Source organism: Mesorhizobium sp. M1342, assembly GCF_040317955.1.
In the GTDB taxonomy this organism is placed as follows: domain Bacteria; phylum Pseudomonadota; class Alphaproteobacteria; order Rhizobiales; family Rhizobiaceae; genus Mesorhizobium.
The window spans coordinates 1-20,064 of sequence record NZ_JAMYLI010000031.1 but is presented as its reverse complement, the minus strand read 5'-3'; the positions used below and the strand labels follow the sequence as shown (position 1 = coordinate 20,064).

At 62.5% G+C, this 20,064-nt stretch carries 19 protein-coding genes and 1 riboswitch; of the genes, 8 read left to right on the top strand and 11 right to left on the bottom strand.

Translation table 11 applies throughout. The annotated features are described in order from the left end of the window. The first annotated feature begins 2 nt into the window (after positions 1-2). The 4 genes from chvE (at position 3) to araD1 (ending at position 5,301) form a co-directional block, all read left to right on the top strand. The gene (gene chvE / locus NKH06_RS26445) at positions 3-1,073 is read left to right on the top strand and encodes a multiple monosaccharide ABC transporter substrate-binding protein (protein ID WP_128305264.1); all 1,071 of its coding nucleotides are present in this window, start codon (positions 3-5) and stop codon (positions 1,071-1,073) included. Positions 1,074-1,193: 120 nt separating this feature from the next. After that, complete coding sequence (gene mmsA / locus NKH06_RS26440) at positions 1,194-2,726, top strand: multiple monosaccharide ABC transporter ATP-binding protein (protein WP_352894633.1); 1,533 nt, start codon at positions 1,194-1,196, stop codon at positions 2,724-2,726. Continuing rightward, positions 2,723-4,009: a multiple monosaccharide ABC transporter permease gene (gene mmsB / locus NKH06_RS26435; protein WP_027038593.1), complete on the top strand. Its 1,287-nt coding sequence runs from the start codon at positions 2,723-2,725 to the stop codon at positions 4,007-4,009. Before mmsA ends, mmsB begins: the two co-directional genes overlap by 4 nt. A 299-nt stretch (positions 4,010-4,308) precedes the next feature. Then, a complete protein-coding gene (gene araD1, locus NKH06_RS26430; RefSeq protein ID WP_352720399.1) occupies positions 4,309-5,301 on the top strand; it encodes an AraD1 family protein in 993 nt (330 codons plus the stop codon). A gap of 205 nt (positions 5,302-5,506) precedes the next feature. Here the strand turns inward: araD1 and NKH06_RS26425 are convergent, their stop codons facing one another. The 3 genes from NKH06_RS26425 to NKH06_RS26415 form a co-directional block, all read right to left on the bottom strand. Then, complete coding sequence (locus tag NKH06_RS26425; protein ID WP_352720397.1) at positions 5,507-6,280, bottom strand: ABC transporter substrate-binding protein; 774 nt, start codon at positions 6,278-6,280, stop codon at positions 5,507-5,509. A 99-nt stretch (positions 6,281-6,379) separates the two neighbouring features. Beyond that, positions 6,380-6,766 carry a hypothetical protein gene (locus tag NKH06_RS26420; RefSeq protein WP_128287794.1) on the bottom strand — a complete coding sequence of 129 codons (387 nt, stop codon included), beginning with the start codon at positions 6,764-6,766 and terminating at the stop codon, positions 6,380-6,382. A 72-nt stretch (positions 6,767-6,838) separates the two neighbouring features. Further along, complete coding sequence (locus tag NKH06_RS26415) at positions 6,839-7,933, bottom strand: 2'-deoxycytidine 5'-triphosphate deaminase (protein WP_027039510.1); 1,095 nt, start codon at positions 7,931-7,933, stop codon at positions 6,839-6,841. Positions 7,934-8,071: 138 nt separating this feature from the next. Then, a riboswitch (SAM riboswitch) is annotated at positions 8,072-8,149 on the top strand. 57 nt (positions 8,150-8,206) lie between these two features. Here NKH06_RS26415 and NKH06_RS26410 point away from each other — a divergent pair. After that, a complete protein-coding gene (locus NKH06_RS26410) occupies positions 8,207-9,394 on the top strand; it encodes an O-succinylhomoserine sulfhydrylase (protein WP_292564337.1) in 1,188 nt (395 codons plus the stop codon). Between the two features lie 5 nt (positions 9,395-9,399). Here NKH06_RS26410 and NKH06_RS26405 read toward each other — a convergent pair whose 3' ends face one another. Together NKH06_RS26405 and NKH06_RS26400 are read right to left on the bottom strand one after the other, a co-directional pair. Continuing rightward, a complete protein-coding gene (locus tag NKH06_RS26405) occupies positions 9,400-10,551 on the bottom strand; it encodes a ceramide glucosyltransferase (protein WP_352752736.1) in 1,152 nt (383 codons plus the stop codon). A gap of 121 nt (positions 10,552-10,672) precedes the next feature. Continuing rightward, complete coding sequence (locus NKH06_RS26400; protein ID WP_352554071.1) at positions 10,673-10,876, bottom strand: hypothetical protein; 204 nt, start codon at positions 10,874-10,876, stop codon at positions 10,673-10,675. A gap of 25 nt (positions 10,877-10,901) precedes the next feature. Between NKH06_RS26400 and apaG the strand changes: the two genes are divergently transcribed. After that, positions 10,902-11,294 carry a Co2+/Mg2+ efflux facilitator ApaG/CorD gene (gene apaG / locus NKH06_RS26395; protein WP_013533640.1) on the top strand — a complete coding sequence of 131 codons (393 nt, stop codon included), beginning with the start codon at positions 10,902-10,904 and terminating at the stop codon, positions 11,292-11,294. A 48-nt stretch (positions 11,295-11,342) separates the two neighbouring features. On the opposite strand, the gene NKH06_RS26390 is transcribed toward apaG, so the two are convergent. The 3 genes from NKH06_RS26390 to NKH06_RS26380 all read right to left on the bottom strand — a co-directional run bounded on the left by NKH06_RS26390 (position 11,343) and on the right by NKH06_RS26380 (position 14,613). Continuing rightward, positions 11,343-12,374 carry an Hsp33 family molecular chaperone gene (locus tag NKH06_RS26390; protein ID WP_031213286.1) on the bottom strand — a complete coding sequence of 344 codons (1,032 nt, stop codon included), beginning with the start codon at positions 12,372-12,374 and terminating at the stop codon, positions 11,343-11,345. Positions 12,375-12,484: 110 nt separating this feature from the next. Further along, a complete protein-coding gene (gene argF / locus NKH06_RS26385) occupies positions 12,485-13,396 on the bottom strand; it encodes an ornithine carbamoyltransferase (RefSeq protein ID WP_352894629.1) in 912 nt (303 codons plus the stop codon). A 17-nt stretch (positions 13,397-13,413) separates the two neighbouring features. Further along, positions 13,414-14,613, bottom strand: a complete 1,200-nt coding sequence (locus NKH06_RS26380; protein WP_023811341.1) for an aspartate aminotransferase family protein — start codon at positions 14,611-14,613, stop codon at positions 13,414-13,416. Positions 14,614-14,971: 358 nt separating this feature from the next. On the opposite strand from NKH06_RS26380, the gene NKH06_RS26375 reads away from it, so the two are divergent. Next, positions 14,972-15,490, top strand: a complete 519-nt coding sequence (locus tag NKH06_RS26375) for a GcrA family cell cycle regulator (RefSeq protein ID WP_023811342.1) — start codon at positions 14,972-14,974, stop codon at positions 15,488-15,490. 120 nt (positions 15,491-15,610) lie between these two features. Here NKH06_RS26375 and NKH06_RS26370 read toward each other — a convergent pair whose 3' ends face one another. From NKH06_RS26370 to NKH06_RS26360, 3 genes are all read right to left on the bottom strand, one after another. Beyond that, a complete protein-coding gene (locus tag NKH06_RS26370; protein WP_352894625.1) occupies positions 15,611-16,621 on the bottom strand; it encodes a magnesium and cobalt transport protein CorA in 1,011 nt (336 codons plus the stop codon). Between the two features lie 89 nt (positions 16,622-16,710). Further along, entirely contained in the window at positions 16,711-17,436 is a 726-nt protein-coding gene (gene phoU, locus NKH06_RS26365) for a phosphate signaling complex protein PhoU (RefSeq protein ID WP_352632329.1), read from the bottom strand. 113 nt (positions 17,437-17,549) lie between these two features. Continuing rightward, positions 17,550-18,815, bottom strand: coding sequence for an ATP-binding protein (locus tag NKH06_RS26360; RefSeq protein ID WP_352892112.1), 1,266 nt, complete (start codon positions 18,813-18,815; stop codon positions 17,550-17,552). 224 nt (positions 18,816-19,039) lie between these two features. On the opposite strand from NKH06_RS26360, the gene ppk2 reads away from it, so the two are divergent. Continuing rightward, complete coding sequence (gene ppk2 / locus NKH06_RS26355; protein ID WP_023811346.1) at positions 19,040-19,948, top strand: polyphosphate kinase 2; 909 nt, start codon at positions 19,040-19,042, stop codon at positions 19,946-19,948. The last annotated feature ends 116 nt before the right edge of the window (positions 19,949-20,064 follow it).

The following is a 20,064-nucleotide window of genomic DNA, read 5'->3' as shown; positions in this document are numbered from 1 at the left end:
AAGTGAAAATCATCAAGACACTGGCCGCCGTCGCGGCCCTTGGCATCGCTGCCATGACCTACTCGGCGCACGCAGCCGACAAGGGTCTCGTCGGCGTGCTGATGCCGACCAAGACCTCGCAGCGCTGGATCAACGACGGCGATGCCGTCAAGTCCCAGCTCGAGGCTCTCGGCTACACCGTCGACCTGCAATACGCGCAGGACGACATCCCCAACCAGCTCAGCCAGCTGGAAAACGAGATCACCAAAGGCCCGAAGGCGCTGATCATCGCTTCGATCGACGGCACCACCCTGTCGGATGCTCTGCAGAAGGCCGCTGACGCGGGCGTCGTCGTCGTCGCCTATGACCGCCTGATCAAGAAGACCGCCAATGTCGACTACTACACCACCTTCGACAATTTCGGCGTCGGCGTGATCCAGGCGAATTCGCTGGTCAAGGGCCTCAAGGAGCGTTTCCCGAACACCAAGCCGTGGAACGTCGAACTGTTCGGCGGCTCGCCCGACGACAACAACGCCTTCTTCTTCTACAATGGCGCCATCTCCGTCCTGCAGCCGCTGATCGACGACGGCTCAATCAAGATCAAGTCCGGCCAGACCGGCATGGACAAGGTCGGCACGCTGCGTTGGCTCGCCGCCACCGCCCAGGCGCGCATGGACAACCTGCTGTCGGCCAACTATTCGGACGGCAGCCGCGTCGATGGCGTTCTTTCGCCCTATGACGGCCTGTCGCGCGGCATCACCGCCTCGCTGCGCGCCGTCGGCTACGGCACCGAGGCTCAGCCGTGGCCTGTTGTGACCGGCCAGGACGCCGAGACCGCTTCGGTCAAGCTGATCATCACGGGCGAGCAGTATTCGACCGTGTTCAAGGACACCCGTGAACTGGCCAAGGCCACCGTCGAGCTCGTCGACAAGGTGCTCTCGGGCGGCAAGCCGGACGGCCTCGATGAAAAGACCTACAACAACGACGTCAAGGTCGTTCCCTCGATCCTGTTGACGCCGCATGAGGTCGACAAGTCGAACTACCAGGCGCTGGTCGTCGACTCCGGCTACATCAAGGCCGACGAACTGAAGTAACCCGGTTACAAAGTCAGGGGTCCTGCGCAACGCAGGGCCCCTTTTCGTTCACCAGCGAGCCCGGTATTGTCGCCGACCTCGCCGGCAATGTTTGCCGACCTCTCAAGGAGCGGTTGTCCCATGGCCTCGACGATTTTGGAGATGCGCGACATCACCAAGACGTTCCCCGGCGTGAAGGCGCTGTCGAACGTCAACCTCAGCGTCGAGGAAGGCGAGATCCATGCCGTGGTCGGCGAAAACGGCGCCGGCAAGTCGACGCTGATGAAGGTGCTGTCGGGCGTCTATCCCTCCGGCACCTATGACGGCCAGATCATCTTCCAAGGCCAGGAATGCCAGTTCAAAGGCATCCATGACAGCGAACACAAGGGCATCGTCATCATCCACCAGGAGCTTGCGCTGGTGCCGATGCTGTCGATCGCGGAAAACATCTTCCTTGGCAACGAACACGCCAAATTCGGCGTCATCGACTGGGATGCCAACGAGGAGCGCACCAGCGCGCTGTTGAAGAAAGTGGGCCTCAAGGAGGACCCCAAGACGCTGATCACCAATATCGGCGTCGGCAAGCAGCAGCTGGTCGAAATCGCCAAGGCGCTGAGCAAGGAAGTCAAGCTGCTGATCCTGGACGAGCCGACGGCTTCGCTGAGCGAAAAGGACAGCCAGGCGCTGCTCGACCTTTTGCTCGAGTTCAAGCGGCAAGGCATGACTTCGATCCTGATCTCGCACAAGCTCAACGAGGTCAACCGGGTCGCCGACAAGGTGACGGTGATCCGTGACGGGCGCACCATCGAGACGCTGGCCAAGAAGGACATCTCGGAAGACCGCATCATCACTTCGATGGTCGGCCGCTCACTCGACGACCGCTATCCGCCGCGCGAGCCTGATATCGGCGAGGTCGTGTTCGAAGTGAAGAACTGGTCGGTCTATCACCCGATCCATGCCGAGCGGCAGGTGATCAAGGGCATCGACATCAACGTGCGCAAGGGCGAAGTGGTGGGCATTGCCGGGCTGATGGGCGCTGGCCGCACCGAATTCGCCATGAGCCTGTTCGGCCGCTCCTACGGCCGCCGCATCTCCGGCGAGGTGCTGCTCAAGGGCAAGCCGATCGACGTATCCTCCGTGAGCAAGGCGGTCCAGCACGGCATCGCCTACGTCACCGAGGATCGCAAGACTTACGGCCTCAACCTCATCGACCATATCAAGCACAACATCACGTTGGCCAATCTCGGCGGCGTGTCGCGCCACAGCGTGATCGACGACATGCGCGAACTCGCCGTCGCCAACGATTATCGCAAGAAGACCAATATCCGCGCGTCCAGCGTCTATCAGATGACCGGCAATCTCTCCGGCGGCAACCAGCAGAAGGTGGTGCTGTCGAAATGGCTGTTCGCCGACCCGGACGTGCTGATCCTCGACGAGCCGACACGCGGCATCGATGTCGGCGCCAAGTACGAAATCTATACGATCATCGCGCGGCTCGCCTCGGAGGGTAAGGCGATCGTGGTCATCTCGTCGGAAATGCCGGAATTGCTCGGCATCACCGACCGCATCTACGTCATGAACGAAGGGCGCATCGTGGGCGAAATGCCCGCCGCGGAAGCAAGCCAGGAAAAAATAATGCGTGCCATCGTTCGTGGAGAAGGAAAAGCAGCATGAGCACCGAAAGCGCCCCCGCCCCGCAGGGCAACGTCGCCGAAGAGCAGCGCCCACGCATCGCCGTCTCGGCGCTGACGACGAACCTGCGCGAGTACGGCCTGATCCTGGCGCTGATCGCCATCATGGTGTTCTTCCAGTTCACCACGAACGGAACGCTGTTCAAGCCGGTGAACCTGAGCAATCTGGTGCAGCAGAACTCGTTCATCATCGTGATGGCGCTGGGCATGCTGCTGGTGATCGTCTCCGGCCATATCGACCTGAGTGTCGGATCGGTGGCGGGCTTCATCGGCGCGCTGGCGGCGATGATGATGGTCATCTGGCCGCTCGGCCCGTTCAGCAATCCGCTGGTGGTGTCGATCATCTGCCTGATCGTGGGCGGCGCGATCGGCGCCGCGCAAGGCTACTGGATCGCCTATCACCGGATACCGAGCTTCATCGTCACGCTGGCCGGCATGCTGATCTTCCGCGGCATCTGCCAGGCCCTGCTGGGCGGCGGATCCTCGGTGGGGCCGCTACCCGATGGCTTCAAGGCGCTCAGCTCCGGCTTCATCCCGGATGTCATCGGCCCGCTGACGCTGATCCCGCCGACGGTGAACGCGGCCGGCAAGACCATCATGGGCAGCGGCCTGACGCTGCACATGACAACGATCGTGCTGGGCCTGATCGCCGTGCTGGCCTATGCCTATTTCGGGGTGAGGACGCGCCGCAAGCGCGAACGCCATGGCTATGAGGCCGAGCCCTTTGCCCTGTTCGTCGTCAAGACGCTGGTCGGCAGCGCGCTGGCCCTGTTCCTGGTCTACCAGTTCGCCAGCTACAGGGGCCTGCCGGTGGTGCTGCTCGTCATGGGCGTGCTGATCTCGCTGTTCGTCTTCGTCACCAAGCGCATGACCATCGGCCGCCGTATCTACGCCATGGGCGGCAATTCCAAGGCCGCGCAGCTGTCGGGCATCAACACCGAGCGGCTGACGCTGATGGTGTTCATCAATATGGGCGTGCTGTCGGCGCTCGGCGGCCTGATCATCGCGGCGCGACTGGGACAGGCGGTGCCGGCCGCGGGCCTCGGCAGCGAGCTCGACGTCATCGCCGCCGTCTTCATCGGCGGCGCCTCGGCCATGGGCGGCGTCGGTCAGGTCATCGGTGCGGTCGTTGGCGGCTTCATCATGGGCGTGATGAACAACGGCATGTCGATCATGGGCGTCAATGTCGACTGGCAGCAGGTGGTCAAAGGCCTGGTGCTGCTCGGTGCCGTGATCTTCGACGTCTACAACAAGAACAAGGCCTGAACGGGCTTAAGAGCAATTCCAAGGAAAAGTGTGAAACGGTTTTCCGCCCGGAATTGCACCACAATGAGTTAGAGCGGTTCGCCGTTTCCGTGAGACGGTGAACTGCTCTAGTCGAGGCAAGCAGGAGGCATACGATCGCGGCGCTGCCGGCAACCCGGTAACAGAAGTCCCTGAGGGACCAGGCCCGCGAGCGCAATCCGAACTGAGAATTTAAACCGTGGCATGGACGAGGTCCGGCCGCGCCGAGCAAGGTCTGCCGTTTTGGCAGCCCTGCCAAGGCAAATGAGAGAGGATTCATCATGCTGATCTCCCAGATCCTTGACGACGCCGAGACCATCCGCGTCGTCGCCCGCAATGGCGGCAAGACCCGGATCATCAATGGCGCCCGCAGCGTCTATTCGCTGGCGATGGAGGCCGCCCGCACCGGCGTCGGCCTCGTCGCGCTGATCGAACGCAAGGGGCTTGGCGAGACGGTCGATCTCGAGGCCGCTTACAAGAAGGGGCGGCTGCTGTCGCCGATCAATCACCCCGATCCGGCGCATCTGCACCTGACCGGCACCGGGCTGACGCATCTCGGCTCCGCCGCAACGCGCGATTCCATGCACAAGAAGCTGAGCGCCGACGGCGAGGAGCAGCTCACCGATTCCATGAAGATGTTCCGCATGGGGCTGGAGGGCGGCAAGCCGGCGAAAGGCCAGATCGGCGTGCAGCCGGAATGGTTCTACAAGGGCAATGGCACGATGGCGGTGGCGCCAGGCGCCGCACTCCTGTCACCGGCCTTTGCCAAGGACGCCGGCGAAGAGCCCGAGGTGGCCGGCATCTATGTCATCGGCGATGACGGCGCACCTTTCCGCGTCGGCTTCACGCTGTCGAATGAGTTTTCCGACCACGTCACCGAGCGCGTGAACTATCTGTTCCTCGCCCATTCCAAGCTGCGCAACGCCTCGTTCGGTCCGGAAATCCTGATCGGCGACCTGCCGCCCGATATCCGCGGCACCTCGCGCATCGTGCGCGACAGCGAGGTGCTGTGGGAAAAGCCGTTCCTGTCCGGTGAAGCGAACATGTCGCACACCATCGCCAATCTCGAGCATCACCATTTCAAATACGCGGCCTTCCGCCAGCCGGGCGACGTGCATGTGCATATGTTCGGTACGGCGACGCTGTCCTTCGCCGACGGCATCAAGACCGAGGCCGGCGATGTGTTCGAGATCGAGGCCGGGGATTTCGGCCTGCCGCTGCGCAACCCGCTGGAGATCGAGCAGCCGGTGAAGGTGGCTGTGAAGGCGCTGTGAGGCGTCGATGACAGCGTGATCTCCCCCCTCGTGGGGGAGATGGCCGGCAGGCCAGAGGGGGGCGCTGTCCCGCCAACGTCTCCATCCTACTTAGTTTTTCTTTCGAACCAGTCTGCTGGTGCAGAGAGGTCGCGATCCCTCGCGCCCCCCTTCTGCCCTGCCGGGCATCTCCCCCACGAGGGGGGAGATTGGCGGCTTCGACGTCTCAATAAATATCGAAGTCGAAATATTTGGCCTGGATCTTCTTGTAGGTGCCGTCGGCGACGATGGCGTCGATTGCGGCGTTGAGCTTGTCGCGCAGGGCCGTGTCTTCCAGGCGCACGGCAATGCCGGCTTGCGTCTCCGTACCCTTGACGTCTCCAATCATCTTGCAGCAGCCTTCGCTCGCCTTCTTCATCCAGTCCACCAGCACGAACTTGTCCGAAATGACCGCATCGAGGCGGCCATTCTGCAGATCGGTGATCGCCTCTTCCTGGGTCGGGTAGAGCTTTGCCTCAGCGCCCGCCTTGCCATATTCATTCTGGGCATAGTCGGCCTGCGTGGTCGAAGCCTGGGCGCCCACCGTCTTGCCGGCAAGGGCCGCCGGTTCGGTCGAGGTGAGATCGCTGTCCTTAGGCGCCACCAGAGCGAGCGGTGTCGTATAGTATTTGTTGGTGAAGGCGACCTGTTTCTTGCGCTCCTCGGTGATGCTCATCGAGGCGATGATGGCGTCGAACTTCTTGGCCTGCAAAGCGGGAATGATGCCGTCCCAATCCTGGGTGACGATTTCGCATTCGACCTTCATCTGCGCGCACAGCGCATTGGCGATGTCGATGTCGAAGCCCTCCACCTTGCCGTCGGCCGTAATGGTGTTGAACGGCGGATAGGCGCCCTCGGTGCCGATCTTGATTTTCTCCGCCGCCTGCGCCGACAAAGAGCCGGCAGCCATCACCAGCATGGCAGCGCCTGCTGCCGATACGATCCATTTTGAAATCTGCATTTTCTTGGTTCCCCTTGCAGTGTTTCGTTTCAAGGTCAGCGTAACCAAGCATGGCGGGGCAGAGTCAGGCAAGCTGAGTCTGGTCGGGACCGAAGGCCATCAATCGATTAGGTCGATTTCAAATTCAGGTAGCCTTTGCCACTTGGCAAATGGATTTGGATCACGCCGCCAATACTCCAGCACTTTGACTGGCTCAACACTCAGGTCGCCGTTCTCGGCATGCAAACCTGCTGGAGGCTCGCCCATTGCCAAAGTCTTCGACCGGGTCAGATGATCGGCTCTCTCAAACTGGGCGGTGTGCCCGCATATCAACTGCAGATATTCAGGACCACCGCGCGCCCGAGCCAATACAAGGAGGCATTCCGTTGGCCTACCATACGCGCCCATGCCTGGACGAAACGGAGCAAAGCGCGGCACGTCATGGACATCCCACCAAATCGGTTTGCTGTCGGTTAGCGATAAGATGTCGTCATAGGGGTCGTTCATTGAACTCACCGCTCTTCCAGTACGAACCATCTCCTGGCCGAGTTTTCACAAGAGCTCCGCCTGATCAAGTATTCAGCGCGCGGCGCGGAAATGCTTGGACAGCTTCAGGCCCTGCGCCTGGTAGTTGGAGCCGAGATCGGTGCCGTAGAGCGCCTGCGGCCGCTTCAGCATATGTTCGTAGACCAGCCGGCCGACGATCTGGCCGTGGTCAAGGATGAACGGCACTTCATGGCTGCGCACTTCCAGCACCGCCCGGCTGCCGGTGCCGCCGGACGCCGAATGGCCGAAGCCCGGATCGAAGAAGCCGGCATAGTGGACGCGGAATTCGCCTACCAGCGGATCGAAGGGCGTCATCTCGGCGGCGTAGAGCGGCGGCACGTGCACCGCTTCCTGGCTGACGAGGATGTAGAATTCATCGGGATCGAGCACCAGTTCGCCGGCGCCGCTCTTGTGGATCGGCTCCCAGAAGTCGACGACCTCCTGGGCCGCGCGCTTGTCGACATCGACGAGGCCGGTGTGATGCTTGCCGCGATAGCCGACCAGGCCGTTCTGATCGCCGTTGAGGTCGATCGACAGCGCGATCCCGCCGCCGGAAATGTTCGGCGGCTCGGTGGCGACCAGCATCTCGGTGCGATGCAGGTCGTGCAACTCGGCTTCGGAGAGCAACGCATTGCCGGTGCGGAAACGGATCTGCGACAGGCGTGAGCCGGTGCGGACCACGATCGGGAAGGTGCGCGGGCTGACTTCCAGAAAGAGCGGGCCATGATAGCCGGCGGCGATCTTGTCGAACTCGTGGCCGCGATCGGTCATGACGCGGGTGAAGATGTCGAGCCGTCCGGTCGAACTCTTCGGATTGGCCGAGGCCGAAATGTCCGCCGGCAGCGCCAGGCTTTCAAGCAAGGGCACGATGTAGACGCAGCCGGTCTCCAGCACCGCGCCCTCGGCAAGATTGATCTCGTGCAGTTGCAGCCGGTCGAGCTTTTCCGAAACCTTGTGGTTGGGGCCGGGCAGAAAGGAGGCGCGCACCCGCCAGGCCTTGTCGCCGAGCCTGAGATCGAGGCTGGCCGGCTGGATCTGGTCGGCGTCGAGCGCACGCGCCGACTTCAGCGCGCCGGACTGGAACAGCGCTGAAATGTCCTGATCGGGAAGAATGCCTGTCTGCCGCAAGGCTCCACTCCTAGGTCAGACGTTTTTCTTGTCGCAGGTTCTTGTCGCAAAACCGTGGAACACTTTTGCGGAACCTGCTTGGTACAAACCTCTTAATGAAGCCGGCAATTGACGCAAGCGCGGTGCGGGTCTAAAGGGTCGTTATCCCGTGGTGATTTGGCCGGTCGGCTTGCAGCCACGTTAAACAAGTCGCTAAAGGACCGTCGGGCCGCAAGGCCGTATGGACCGGTTGCGACTTTCGCGGCCGGTTTTTTTGTGTCTGGAAGAAGAGCGATGAGCACCAAGAAGCACAACTGGAAGCCTCAGACGGCACTCGTGCACAGCGGAACACTGCGTTCCGGTTTCGGCGAAACGTCGGAAGCGATCTACCTCACCCAGGGCTATGTCTACGAAACGGCGCAGGCCGCCGAGGCCCGTTTCAAGGGTGAGGAACCGGGCTTCATCTATTCGCGCTACGCTAATCCGACCGTCGACATGTTCGAAAAACGCATGTGCGCGCTCGAAGGCGCCGAAGACGCCCGTGCCACCGCGTCCGGCATGGCTGCGGTGACGGCCGCCCTTCTGTGCAGCGCCAAGGCCGGCGACCATATCGTGGCGGCGCGTGCGCTGTTCGGCTCCTGCCGCTGGGTGGTCGAGACGCTGGCGCCGAGATACGGCATCGAGGCGACGCTGGTCGACGGCACCGACATCGCCAATTGGGAAAAGGCGATCAAGCCGAACACCAAGCTGTTCTTCCTGGAAAGCCCGACCAATCCGACGCTGGAAGTGGTCGATATCGCCGCTGTCGCTTCGCTTGCCAATTCGATCGGCGCCAGGCTGATCGTCGACAATGTCTTCGCCACGCCCCTGCAGCAGAAGCCCTTGCAGCTCGGTGCCCATATCGTCGTCTATTCGGCGACCAAGCACATAGACGGCCAGGGGCGCTGTCTCGGCGGGGTGATCCTGTCGGACAAGAAGTGGATCGACGAGAACCTGCACGACTATTTCCGCCATACCGGCCCAAGCCTGTCACCCTTCAACGCCTGGACGCTGCTGAAAGGCCTGGAAACGCTGCCGCTGCGCGTGCGCCAGCAGACGGAAAGTGCCGGCCGGATCGCGGATTTCCTGGCCGAGCGGCCGGAGATCGCCCGCGTCATCTATCCCGGCCGCGCCGACCACCCGCAGGCTGATATCGTCAAGAAGCAGATGGCGGGCGGCTCGACGCTGATCTGCCTCGACGTCAAGGGCGGCAAGCAGGCGGCCTTTGCCTTGCAGAACGCGCTCGACATCGTCTTGATCTCCAACAATCTCGGTGACGCCAAGAGCCTGATCACCCACCCGGCGACGACGACGCACAAGAATCTGAGCGACGAGGCGCGCGCCGAGCTCGGCATCGGGCCGGGCACGCTCCGGCTGTCGGTCGGGCTGGAAGACACCGACGATCTGCTTGAGGACATCGCGCAGGCGCTGAAGGCCAGGTAGGGCCTTCAGGCGCCGGACGGCGTCTCCTCCAGCTCGGCCGTCTTGGTGCCGATGGTCATCGCATTGCCGCGCCAGTCGACGGCGCCGCCGAGCCAGCCGCGCCCCCACATCGCCGGAAGGATCAGGTCGCGCGCCATGATCGCCGTGACCATGCGTGGCGACAGGTACCAGCCCTTGGACCAGGCCAGCGCGCACTCGGGAAGGTAGAAGGCTACCAGCACTGCAAGGGCGGTTGCCCAGAGGCTGAAGCCGGCACTGGCCGCGGCAATCAGCGCAAGCACCAGCGGCACCACGGCGCCGGTCAGGATTTCGGGTGCGAAGAACAGAGGGAAAGTGACGCGGCGCAGGCGCGCCCAACGGGCCTGACGCGACCAGATCTCGTCAAAAGAGCGCCGGCCAAGCGGCTGCTCGAAGGGGGCGGCGACGAGATTGACGCGCAGGCCGAGACTGTTCACCAGCTTGGTCGCGGCGGCATCCTCCGCGATCTCGGCGGCCAGCGCGCGGATGCCGCCATTGGCGTCGAGCATCGGCTTGTTCCAGAGCATGCTCTTGCCCTGGGCAAAGCCCAGGCCGAGCGCCTCGCCGGCATATTGCCAGCGCGCCTGCAGCGTGTTGAGGAAAGCGCATTCGACCTCGGCCCAGAAGCCGGCCGGCCGCGAGCCAATCGGCGTCGAGCAGACAAGGCCGGTGCCGGGCCGCCAGGCAGCCATCAGATGCTGGACGTAGTCCCTCGGCATCAGCACGTTGGAATCGGCCAGGACGACCCAGTCGTGCCGCGCCGCCTCCCAGCCCTTGACGCAATTATTGAGTTTCGGATTGGCGCTGATGCGGTCGTCGCCGACAAGCAGCCGGGCCGGCACTTTCGAAAACCGGACGATCGTCCTGTTTATCAATTTGACCACCGGATCGTCGGCATGGGCGACGCAGAAAATCAACTCGTAGCACGGCCAGTCGAGCGAGAAGGCGCGCTCCAGCGTCTCCTGCGTGAACGGCTCGACGCCGCGCGACGGCACGACGATCGACACCGGCCGTGGCTTGCCGGCCGGCGCGGCAATGGCGCGGCGCCGTTTCAGACGCGAAGCGGCGAGCACGATGCTGGCGAGATTTGAGAGAATGAGGGCAGTTGAAAGCGTGGCGGCTATGAGAGTGAGTTCCATCGAGATCCGGTCACTCCAGGAAAACCGGTCCGCCAGAACAATCTGGCTGGCATGACGACCGATTCAACAATTCGACAGAGCGCCCGAGTCGCGCGGCACTGGTCGGCGCACACCATCATTGTCATGTGTCACTTAAATGACATTCTTTGCCGCCACCTGCGGTTCCGTCCGCAATGACAGGACGCGCACCGTTGACCAGCCCGCGTGGAGCGCCGAAAGTTCGACCTAGAGCCTGTTCCATCCCGATTGAACCGGGATGGGGCTCTATCTCTGTTTCTTTGAGCATGATCTTTTCTGAAAACCGGTTCCCACTTTTCAGGATCATGCTCTAGATTGTTTTGGAGCCGCTTATGTATAGCGCCGTCACGCGCAACATCGAAGTGCAGGTCAGGCCGTTCTATCTGGAGGACCGTTCGGATCCCTCGGAGAACCGCTATGTCTGGGGCTATCAGATAACGATCGACAATCAGTCGGACGATTTCGTGCAGCTTCTGTCGCGCTATTGGCACATCACCGACGGCACCGGCCGGGTCGAGGAAGTGCGTGGCCCCGGCGTGGTCGGCGACCAGCCCGAACTCAATCCCGGCGACAGCTACCAGTACACGTCCGGTTGCCCGCTCTCGACACCATCCGGCATCATGGTCGGGCACTACACGATGCGCAACAAGCGGGGCGAGACGTTCGACATCGCCATTCCGGCGTTTTCGCTGGATCTGCCGGGGACGCGGCGGACGGTGAATTGATTTCGCCTCACCGGCCGCGGAGCGGCCGGTGAGGCGTGGTTTTTTTCTCTACTGGGCCGCAAATTCCGCCGGATCGAAATCATATTGCTTCGAGCAGAATTCGCAGGCGACGTGGATGCCGCCGTCTTCGGTGCTGTCCTTGATCTCCTGGGCGGAAAAACCCTCGAGGATGCCGCGGATCTTGTCCTTGGAGCACGAGCACTGGTCGGCGACCGGAACGCCGCCGAAGACGCGCACGCCATGCTCGTGGAACAGCCTGTAGAGCAGCCGCTCGGCGCCGATCGTCGGGTCGATCAGTTCGGTCGGCTCGATCGTACCGAGCAGCGCCAGCAACTCCTGCCAGGAATTGTCGGCCGGATCGTGGATCTCCTCGCGCGGATCGCCATCGCCACCCGGCAGGTCCGGGACGCGCATGCGCTCGGGCGACTGCGGCAGGAACTGCGCCAGGATACCACCGGCGCGCCACTGCTCGCGGGCGCCGCCGGGACCGGGCGTCAAAAGCTTGGCCACCGACAGCCTGAGATCCGTCGGGATCTGCTCCGACTGACGAAAATAGGTGCGCGCAGCATCCTCCAGCGTCTCGCCGTCGAGCTGGACGATGCCCTGATAGCGCTGCGTGTGAGCGCCCTGGTCGATGGTCAGCGCCAGCACGCCGCTGCCGAGCAGCGTCTGCTGGGAGGTTTCGCCGGCCGCGACCAGCGCTTCCAGCCGGTCGGCATCGAAACGCGCATAGGCGCGCAATGCCGAGGGCGTGGAAAAATCGGCGACCAGCATGTCGACAGGCCCGTCGGTGCGGGTCTGCAGGATGAACTTGCCCTCGAACTTCAGCGAAGTGCCGAGCAGCACGGTCAGCACACAGGCCTCCGCCAGCAGGCGGGCGACCGGCTCGGGATAATCGTGGCGGCCGAGGATGGCGTCCAGCATCGGCCCGAGTTGGACCGTGCGGCCCCGCACATCGAGCGGGCCGACCTCGAACGGCACGACGTGATCGTCGCCGGCATAGCCAAATTCGCCGAGTTTGGGGTGATGTTCAGTCACTTGATAGGTTTCCAACATGACAAAGCTCCAGGGCGCGGCCATGCCGCCCTCCGGGGCGCATGCGTCGAAACGCGCTTGATTTGCGTGATGCGGCGCAAATAGGCATCACACCCCCGCAGATCAAGCTCCTGGGGATCAAGCGCCGAGACACTTCAAGCGCCGAGACACCAGGCCAGCACGGCCTTCTGGGCATGGAGCCGGTTCTCGGCCTCGTCGAAGACCACCGAATGCGGTCCGTCGATGACCTCGTCGGTCACCTCCTCGCCGCGATGCGCCGGCAGGCAGTGCATGAACAGCGCGTCCGGCTTGGCCCTGGCCATCAGCTTGGCATTGACCTGGTAGGGCGAGAACACATTGTGGCCGCGGGCGCGATGCTCCTGGCCCATCGACACCCAGCAATCGGTGACGATGCAGTCGGCCTGGTCGACGGCTTCCTCGGGCGAGCGGGTGAAGTGCAGCTTGCCGCCATGCGCCTGCGACCAGTCAATGTGCTTCTGCGCCGGCTCGCTGCCTTCGGGCACGGCAACGTTGAGGTTGAAGCGGAACCGGGCCGAGGCCTCGATCAGCGAATGCAGCACATTGTTGCCGTCGCCGGTCCAGGCGATGGTCTTGCCGGCGACCGGACCGCGATGCTCCTCGAAGGTCATGATATCGGCCATCAGCTGGCAGGGATGGGTGTCGTCGGTCAGTCCGTTGATCACTGGCACGGTGGCGTTCTCGGTCAGCTCCAGCAGTCGCTCACGCGAGGTGGTGCGGATCATGATCGCATCGACATAGCGCGACAGCACCTTGGCGGTGTCGGCGATGGTCTCGGAACGGCCGAGCTGCATCTCGGTGCCGGTCAGCATGATGGTCTCGCCGCCGAGCTGCCGCATGCCGACGTCGAAGGAGACGCGTGTGCGCGTCGACGGCTTGTCGAAGATCATCGCCAGCACCTTGCCTTCGAGCGGTTTGGTGCGCTCGCCGGCCTTGAGGCGCGCCTTTCGCACCACCGCATCGTCCAGCATGAAGCGCAAATCGCCTTCGGAAACGGCGGAAAGATCGGTGAAATGGCGAACTGACATCAGCAATGGTTCCGGGATTACTTCGCCGCGGCGGAAGCGATCGCCTCCGCCAGGCCCTTGGCGCCGGCGCGAATGCGGTTGAGCGCGTCATGGATCTCGGCGTCGGTGACGGTGAGCGGCGGCAACAGGCGAATGACGTTGTCGCCGGCCGGAACCGCCAGCAGGTGCTGGTCGCGCAAGGCCATGTTCACCTTGGTGTTGGGCATGGCGCATTTGAGGCCGAGCATCAGCCCGGCACCCCTGATGTCCTCGATGATTTCGGGAAACTCGTCGGCGACCGACGCCAGCCCCTGCTTCATGAGCAGCGCCTTGCGCTGGACATCTTCGAGGAAGCCGTCTTCCAGCACGACGTCGAGCACGGCGTTGCCGACTGCCATGGCCAGCGGGTTGCCGCCGAACGTGGTGCCATGCACGCCAGCGGTCATGCCGACGGCCGCTTCATCCGTGGCAAGGCAGGCACCCATCGGGAAGCCGCCGCCAATGCCCTTGGCGATCGCCATGATGTCTGGCGTTACACCTGACCATTCATGCGCAAACAGCTTGCCGGTGCGGCCGATGCCGCACTGGACCTCGTCGAAGATCAACAGCAGGCCGTGCTGTTCGCACAATTGCCTGAGCCGCTTCAGCGATTGCGTCGGCACCGGACGGATACCGCCCTCGCCCTGCACCGGCTCGATCAGGATGGCGGCCGTCTCCGGCGTGATCGCCTTTTCGGCGGCGTCGATGTCGTCGAAACTGACCTGATCGAAACCTTCGACCTTGGGGCCGAAGCCCTCGAGATATTTGTACTGGCCGCCGGCCGCGATGGTCGCCAGCGTGCGGCCATGGAAGGCACCTTCGAAGGTGATGACGCGGAAGCGCTCGGGGTGTCCGTTGACGAACTGGCAGCGGCGCGCCGTCTTGATCGCGCATTCCAGCGCCTCGGCGCCGGAATTGGTGAAGAACACCTTGTCGGCGAAGGTGGCGTCGGCCAGCCGCTCGCCAAGCCGGCTCTGCCCGGGGATCTCGTAGAGGTTGGAGACATGCCACAGCTTGGCTGCCTGCTCGGTGAGTGCGGCGACCAGATGCGGATGGCTGTGGCCCAGCGAATTGACGGCGATGCCGCCGGCAAAGTCGAGATATCGCTCGCCCTTGTCGGTAATCAGCCATGTGCCTTCCCCGTGGTCGAAGGCCAGGGGTGCGCGAGCAAAGGTCTCGTAAAGCGCCGAACCGCTCATTATATGCGTCTCCGGTACCGGAAAATCAAAAAAGCCGCCAAAGCGGCGGCCTGTGCGGCTTATCCCGTTTTTCGGCCATGAAGTCAACGAAAACGTCGCGTAGTGGCGCGCGGCAAGCCCCCTGACGGGACGCCGGCTCATAAGCGACCGGGCAAGTTGGGGAAAACCGAAAAAACCGATTCGTGTTGCACTTGGGACTCTTGTCACCGAGTCAGCGCATAGAGTAGTTGTAGTCGAGAAATAACTAGATTTCGTGCGGCGGACCTAATCACCAGATATATGTGGTGTCTGCCCCGGCAAATGTTGCCGGGTCGGGAGAAGGATTCCGATTGCCGCACGCTTAGAGGAGCGCGGTCTCATGAACTGGACTGACGAGCGGGTAGAACTCTTGAGAAAACTGTGGTCGGAGGGTCTGAGCGCAAGCCAGATTGCTGCGCAGCTTGGAGGGGTCAGCCGCAATGCGGTCATCGGGAAGGTGCATCGGCTGAAACTCTCGGGCCGCGGTCGCTCGACCGCCACGCCGGCACGCCAGAAGAAGGCGGCACAAGGATCAACCGTCCAGAAATCGGTATCACGTGCAGCAACCACGGCACGCCATGTCACGACATCGATCGGCGCGACGGCCTTGCAGACACAGTTCGACGCCGAACCGGTGGCGCGCCATTACATCCGTCCGGTCGAAAATGTCGTGCTGCCGATCTCGCGGCATCTGCAGCTGGTCGAGCTGACCGAGCGGACCTGCAAATGGCCGAACGGCGACCCGCTTTCAGAGGACTTCCATTTCTGCGGCAACGATGCCGCCGAAACCGGTCCGTACTGCAAGTACCACGCCCGCGTGGCATTCCAGCCGGCATCGGAGCGGCGGCGGAGCCGATAGTTAGGGATTGGGCAGTAGGGACTAGGCAGTAGGGGCAATATGCTCTGAATTTCTTGCCCTACTGCCTACTGCCTACTGCCTACTGCCTACTGCCTACTGCCTACTGCCTACTGCCTACCCTCACAGCCACCCGTTCTTCCTGAACCGCCAGTAGAGAAACGTGCAGATCAGCACGATAGCGCCCAGCACCACCGGATAGCCGTATTCCATCTTCAGTTCCGGCATGTCGCTGAAGTTCATGCCGTAGATGCCGGCGAGCGCCGTCGGCACCGCCAGGATTGCGGCCCAGGAGGCGAGCTTCTTGGTGTTCGCGGTTTCCTGACTCTGGCCGACCAGCAAGCTCGCCTCGAAAGCGAACGCCAGCACCTCGCGCAGACTGTCGATCTTCTCCTGGACGGTGCGGATGTGATCGGTGACGTCGCGGAACAGCGGATGCATGGCGGTGTGTATCTGCGGCAGCTCGGCGCTGGTCAGCCGTCGGCAGACTTCGACCAGCGGAAGCGCGGCATTGCGCAGGCGTAGGAGATCGCGGCGCAGCATATAGAGCCGTTCGATGTCGGGAGCGGTCATCGGCTTCAGCAGAACCTTGTCCTCGATCACCTCGACCTCGTCCTCGATCTGCTCGAGCACCGGCATGTAATTGTCGACGATGAAATCGAGAATGGCGTAAAGGACGAAATCCTCACCCTTGGCCAGCGAGTGCGGGCAGCTTTCCCAGTGCTGCCGAACGGCGGCATAGGACGTCGAAGGACCGTGCCTGACGCTGACGATGTAGCCTGAGCCAACAAACAAATGGGTCTCGCCGAAGGTGACCCGACCGTCGATCAGCTGCGCGGTGCGAGCGACGATGAACAAGGCGTCGCCATATTGCTCGATCTTCGGCCGCTGGTGCGGGTGCTCGGCATCCTCGATTGCCAGCTCATGCAGGTGAAATTGCGCCTGGACGCGCAGCAACAGGTTACGGTCGGGCTCCAATAGGCCGATCCAGACGACATGACCGGATTTCTTTGCCCATTCGCCGGCTTCCTCGATGGGAATGTCGGCGATGCGGCGCCCGGCCGTGTAGACGCCGCAAGCGATAATGCCGGATGTCGGCCCAGGCGCCGGGGTCAGGTTCCGAACATTTTCCATCACGACCTCCCGGAGCAAATCCACGGACGAGGATAGAGGCAAAGCCCGGAAAGCTTAGCGTAAATCGGATTACGGTTCGAGAGGCGCGTTCACTTCAGCGGCTGCGTCCCGGAAAGGCTGATTTTATCGGTCTTGTCGCCCTTGGGCCGCTCAGCCGGCAACTGATCGCCGGTGACGATGTAGTAGATGGTCTCGGCTATGTTGGTGGCGTGATCACCGATACGCTCGATGTTCTTGGCGCAAAACAGCAGATGCGTGCAGGGCGTGATGTTGCGCGGATCTTCCATCATGTAGGTCAGCAATTCGCGAAACAGCGATGTGTACATGGCGTCGATCTGGTCGTCACGATCGCGCACGAAGCCGATTTTCTCCACCGAGCGAGACGCGTAGACGTCGAGCACTTCCTTGAGCTGGGTCAACGCCAGGTTGGACAAAGCCTCGAGGCCGCGGAACAGGCTGGTCGGCTGGCGTCCGTCGGTGACGGCGACCACCCGCTTGGCAACGTTCTTGGCGAGATCGCCAACCCGTTCGAGGTCGGCGGAGATGCGAATGGTCCCGACGATCTCGCGCAAATCCCCCGCCATCGGCTGACGCTTGGCAATGATGATGATCGCCTTGTCGTCGATTTCGCGCTGGCCCTCGTCCAGTACGGTATCGTCGCGGATGACCTTCTGGGCAAGGCCTGGGTCGGCATTGACGAGAGCGGCGACCGCCTGTTCGACCATGCGCTCGGCATGGCCGCCCATCGCGGCGATGCGCTTCGACAGATATTTCAACTCCTCGTCATAGGCGCTGACGATGTGCACGGACTGCATGGCAAAATGCCTTCCCACGGGGTGTTTTGATTTTGAGTCGTTTCCTCGAATCCCCGCTGATACGCTAGCCGGATGACAGAAAAAAGAAACAGTCCCCTTGAATTAGGGCGATATCAGTGCGTCGGCAAATGAACCGAGAATGCCGCGCCGTTGCCGACTTCGGACTTGATCGAAAGCCGGGCGTTGTGGCGCGTCAGGATATGCTTGACGATCGACAGGCCGAGGCCGGTCCCCTTCTGGGTCCGGCTGGTCTCGACGTCGACGCGGTAGAAGCGCTCGGTAATGCGCGGAATGTGCTCCTCGGGAATACCAGGGCCAAAGTCTCTGATCGTCACGTCGATGCCCGGCTCTGATCCGGCATCGCCATGCGCTATGGATACAACCACGCGCCCACCCGACTGCCCGTATTTGCAGGCGTTTTCCAGGAGGTTCTCGAAAACCTGGAAAAGCTCATCTCGGTCGCCAGGCACATGAAGCGGCCCATCGGCGTAGTGCCGCTCGATGGCAACGGCGTTTTCGCTGGCCAGCGGTCCGAGCGAATCGATGACGCTGTCGACTGTCTGCCGCAGGTCCACCTCGGTTCCCGGCTTCAGATAGGGTTTCATCTCGAGCCGCGACAGCGACAACAAATCGTCGATCAGACGCGCCATGCGACCGGTCTGGCTCTGCATGATCTGCAGAAACTGGTCGCGCGCCGCCGCGTCGTTGCGGGCTGGCCCGCGCAGCGTTTCGATAAAGCCGGCGATTGAGGCGAGCGGCGTGCGCAGTTCATGGCTGGCATTGGCAATGAAATCGGCGCGCATGCGGTCGATCCTGCGCGTTTCGCTCTGGTCCTTGAACACCAGCACATAGAGATCGGTGGCGTGACCGACCGAGGACACACTCACCCGGTAGGCACGTTCGACCGGCAGCTTCTCCATGTAGTCGACGACATCGGAGGCGATATCACCAGATAGTACGCCATCCAGCAGGGTCTGCATCTCCGGTGCCCGGAATTTCAGCGACAGCGACATGCCTGGCGCGATGCCACCGAAAGCGGCGAAGGCGGCGGCGTTGGCATGCACGATGGTGGCAGCCCGGTCGAAGATGATCAGCGGATCGGCGACGGCGGCGGCCAGATATTCGCCCGAGAGCCGCTGCAGGCCGATGGCCTCGATGGCAGCGCCGCTGTCGGTGGATTGGCGCGCGGCGGCGGTCGGCAGTATAGCCGCTGCAAGCAGCAACAGCAGCGCCGCGGGGACGACATAGGCTGAAATCCCGGCCAAGGCATAAACAGCGAGAACCGCAACAATACCGGCCGCAAGCAGCCAGCGGCTATTCCACAGCCGTGCGGCCATGGTTTGCGTGACGCCTCTCTGCTCTGTGTCCAGGTCAGCCATTCGCTCGTGACCTGCCCCCCAATGTCTTCGCACCCGGTCGCACGGTGGCGGAAAACTTCCACCAGATCGCTTGCCGCATGACCCCGAAAATCGGGAATCGATTTTCGGAAAGGATCATGCGCAAATTAAAAGTGCTACAGCGTCCTTTGCGCATCCAAACGGACGCGCGGCGCTGTAGTGGCTCCCCATAGCATGAGTCCGGAAGCTGGAAAGGGTTCGTCTCGATGAAAAAAGCCAAGGAAAGTCCCGCCGCGCCAACTTCGGGGCCGCTGAAGATCAGGATCGGCGGCAAGGAGAGGGAGTTCGACATCGATAATCCCGTGCTTCCCGACTGGGTCGAGGACAACAAGCTGACCGCCGGCGGCTATCCCTACGACAAGAAGATGAAAAGCGACGAGTATGACGAGATGCTCGAGAAGCTGCAGATCGAGCTGGTCAAGGCGCAGGCCTGGCTGCAGTCGACCGGCAAACGGGTGATGGCGCTGTTCGAGGGCCGCGACGCTGCCGGCAAGGGCGGCACGATCTTCGTGGTGCGCCAGTACCTCAATCCGCGCACGGCACGCAACGTGGCGCTGACCAAGCCGACCCCGACCGAGCTTGGTCAATGGTACTACCAGCGCTATGTCGACCACTTCCCGACTTCAGGCGAATTCGTCACTTTCGACCGGTCCTGGTACAACCGCGCCGGTGTCGAGCCGGTGATGGGTTTCTGCACCCCGCAGCAGCACGAGCAGTTTCTCGACGAGACGCCGCATTTCGAACGGATGATCTCCAACGAGGGCATCCACTTTTTCAAATTCTGGCTGAACATCGGCCGGGAAACGCAGCTCGAGCGCTTCCACGACCGCCGCTACAGCCCGCTGAAGAGCTGGAAGTTTTCCCCCATCGACGTTGCAGGCATCACCAAGTGGGACGACTACACCAAGGTGCGCGACACAATGTTCGAGCGCACCCACAAGGAATTCGCGCCGTGGATCATCGTACGGGCCAATGACAAGCGGCGCGCGCGGCTGGCGATCATGCGGCGCATCCTGTCGTCTCTGCCCTATGAGGGGCGCGATCTCGAAATCATCGGCAAGGAAGACAAGAAGATCATCGGCGAAGGGCCGTCATTCCTCGGCAAGCAGGATTGACGCTTCCGCGCCCCCCCGGCGAGTGCGAGCGGCGGGGGGAAGGTATCTTTAGCCCAAGGGCCCCCCCCGGGGATGTATAACCAAACAGCGCCCACCACCAAGCAAGCACAGGAGTG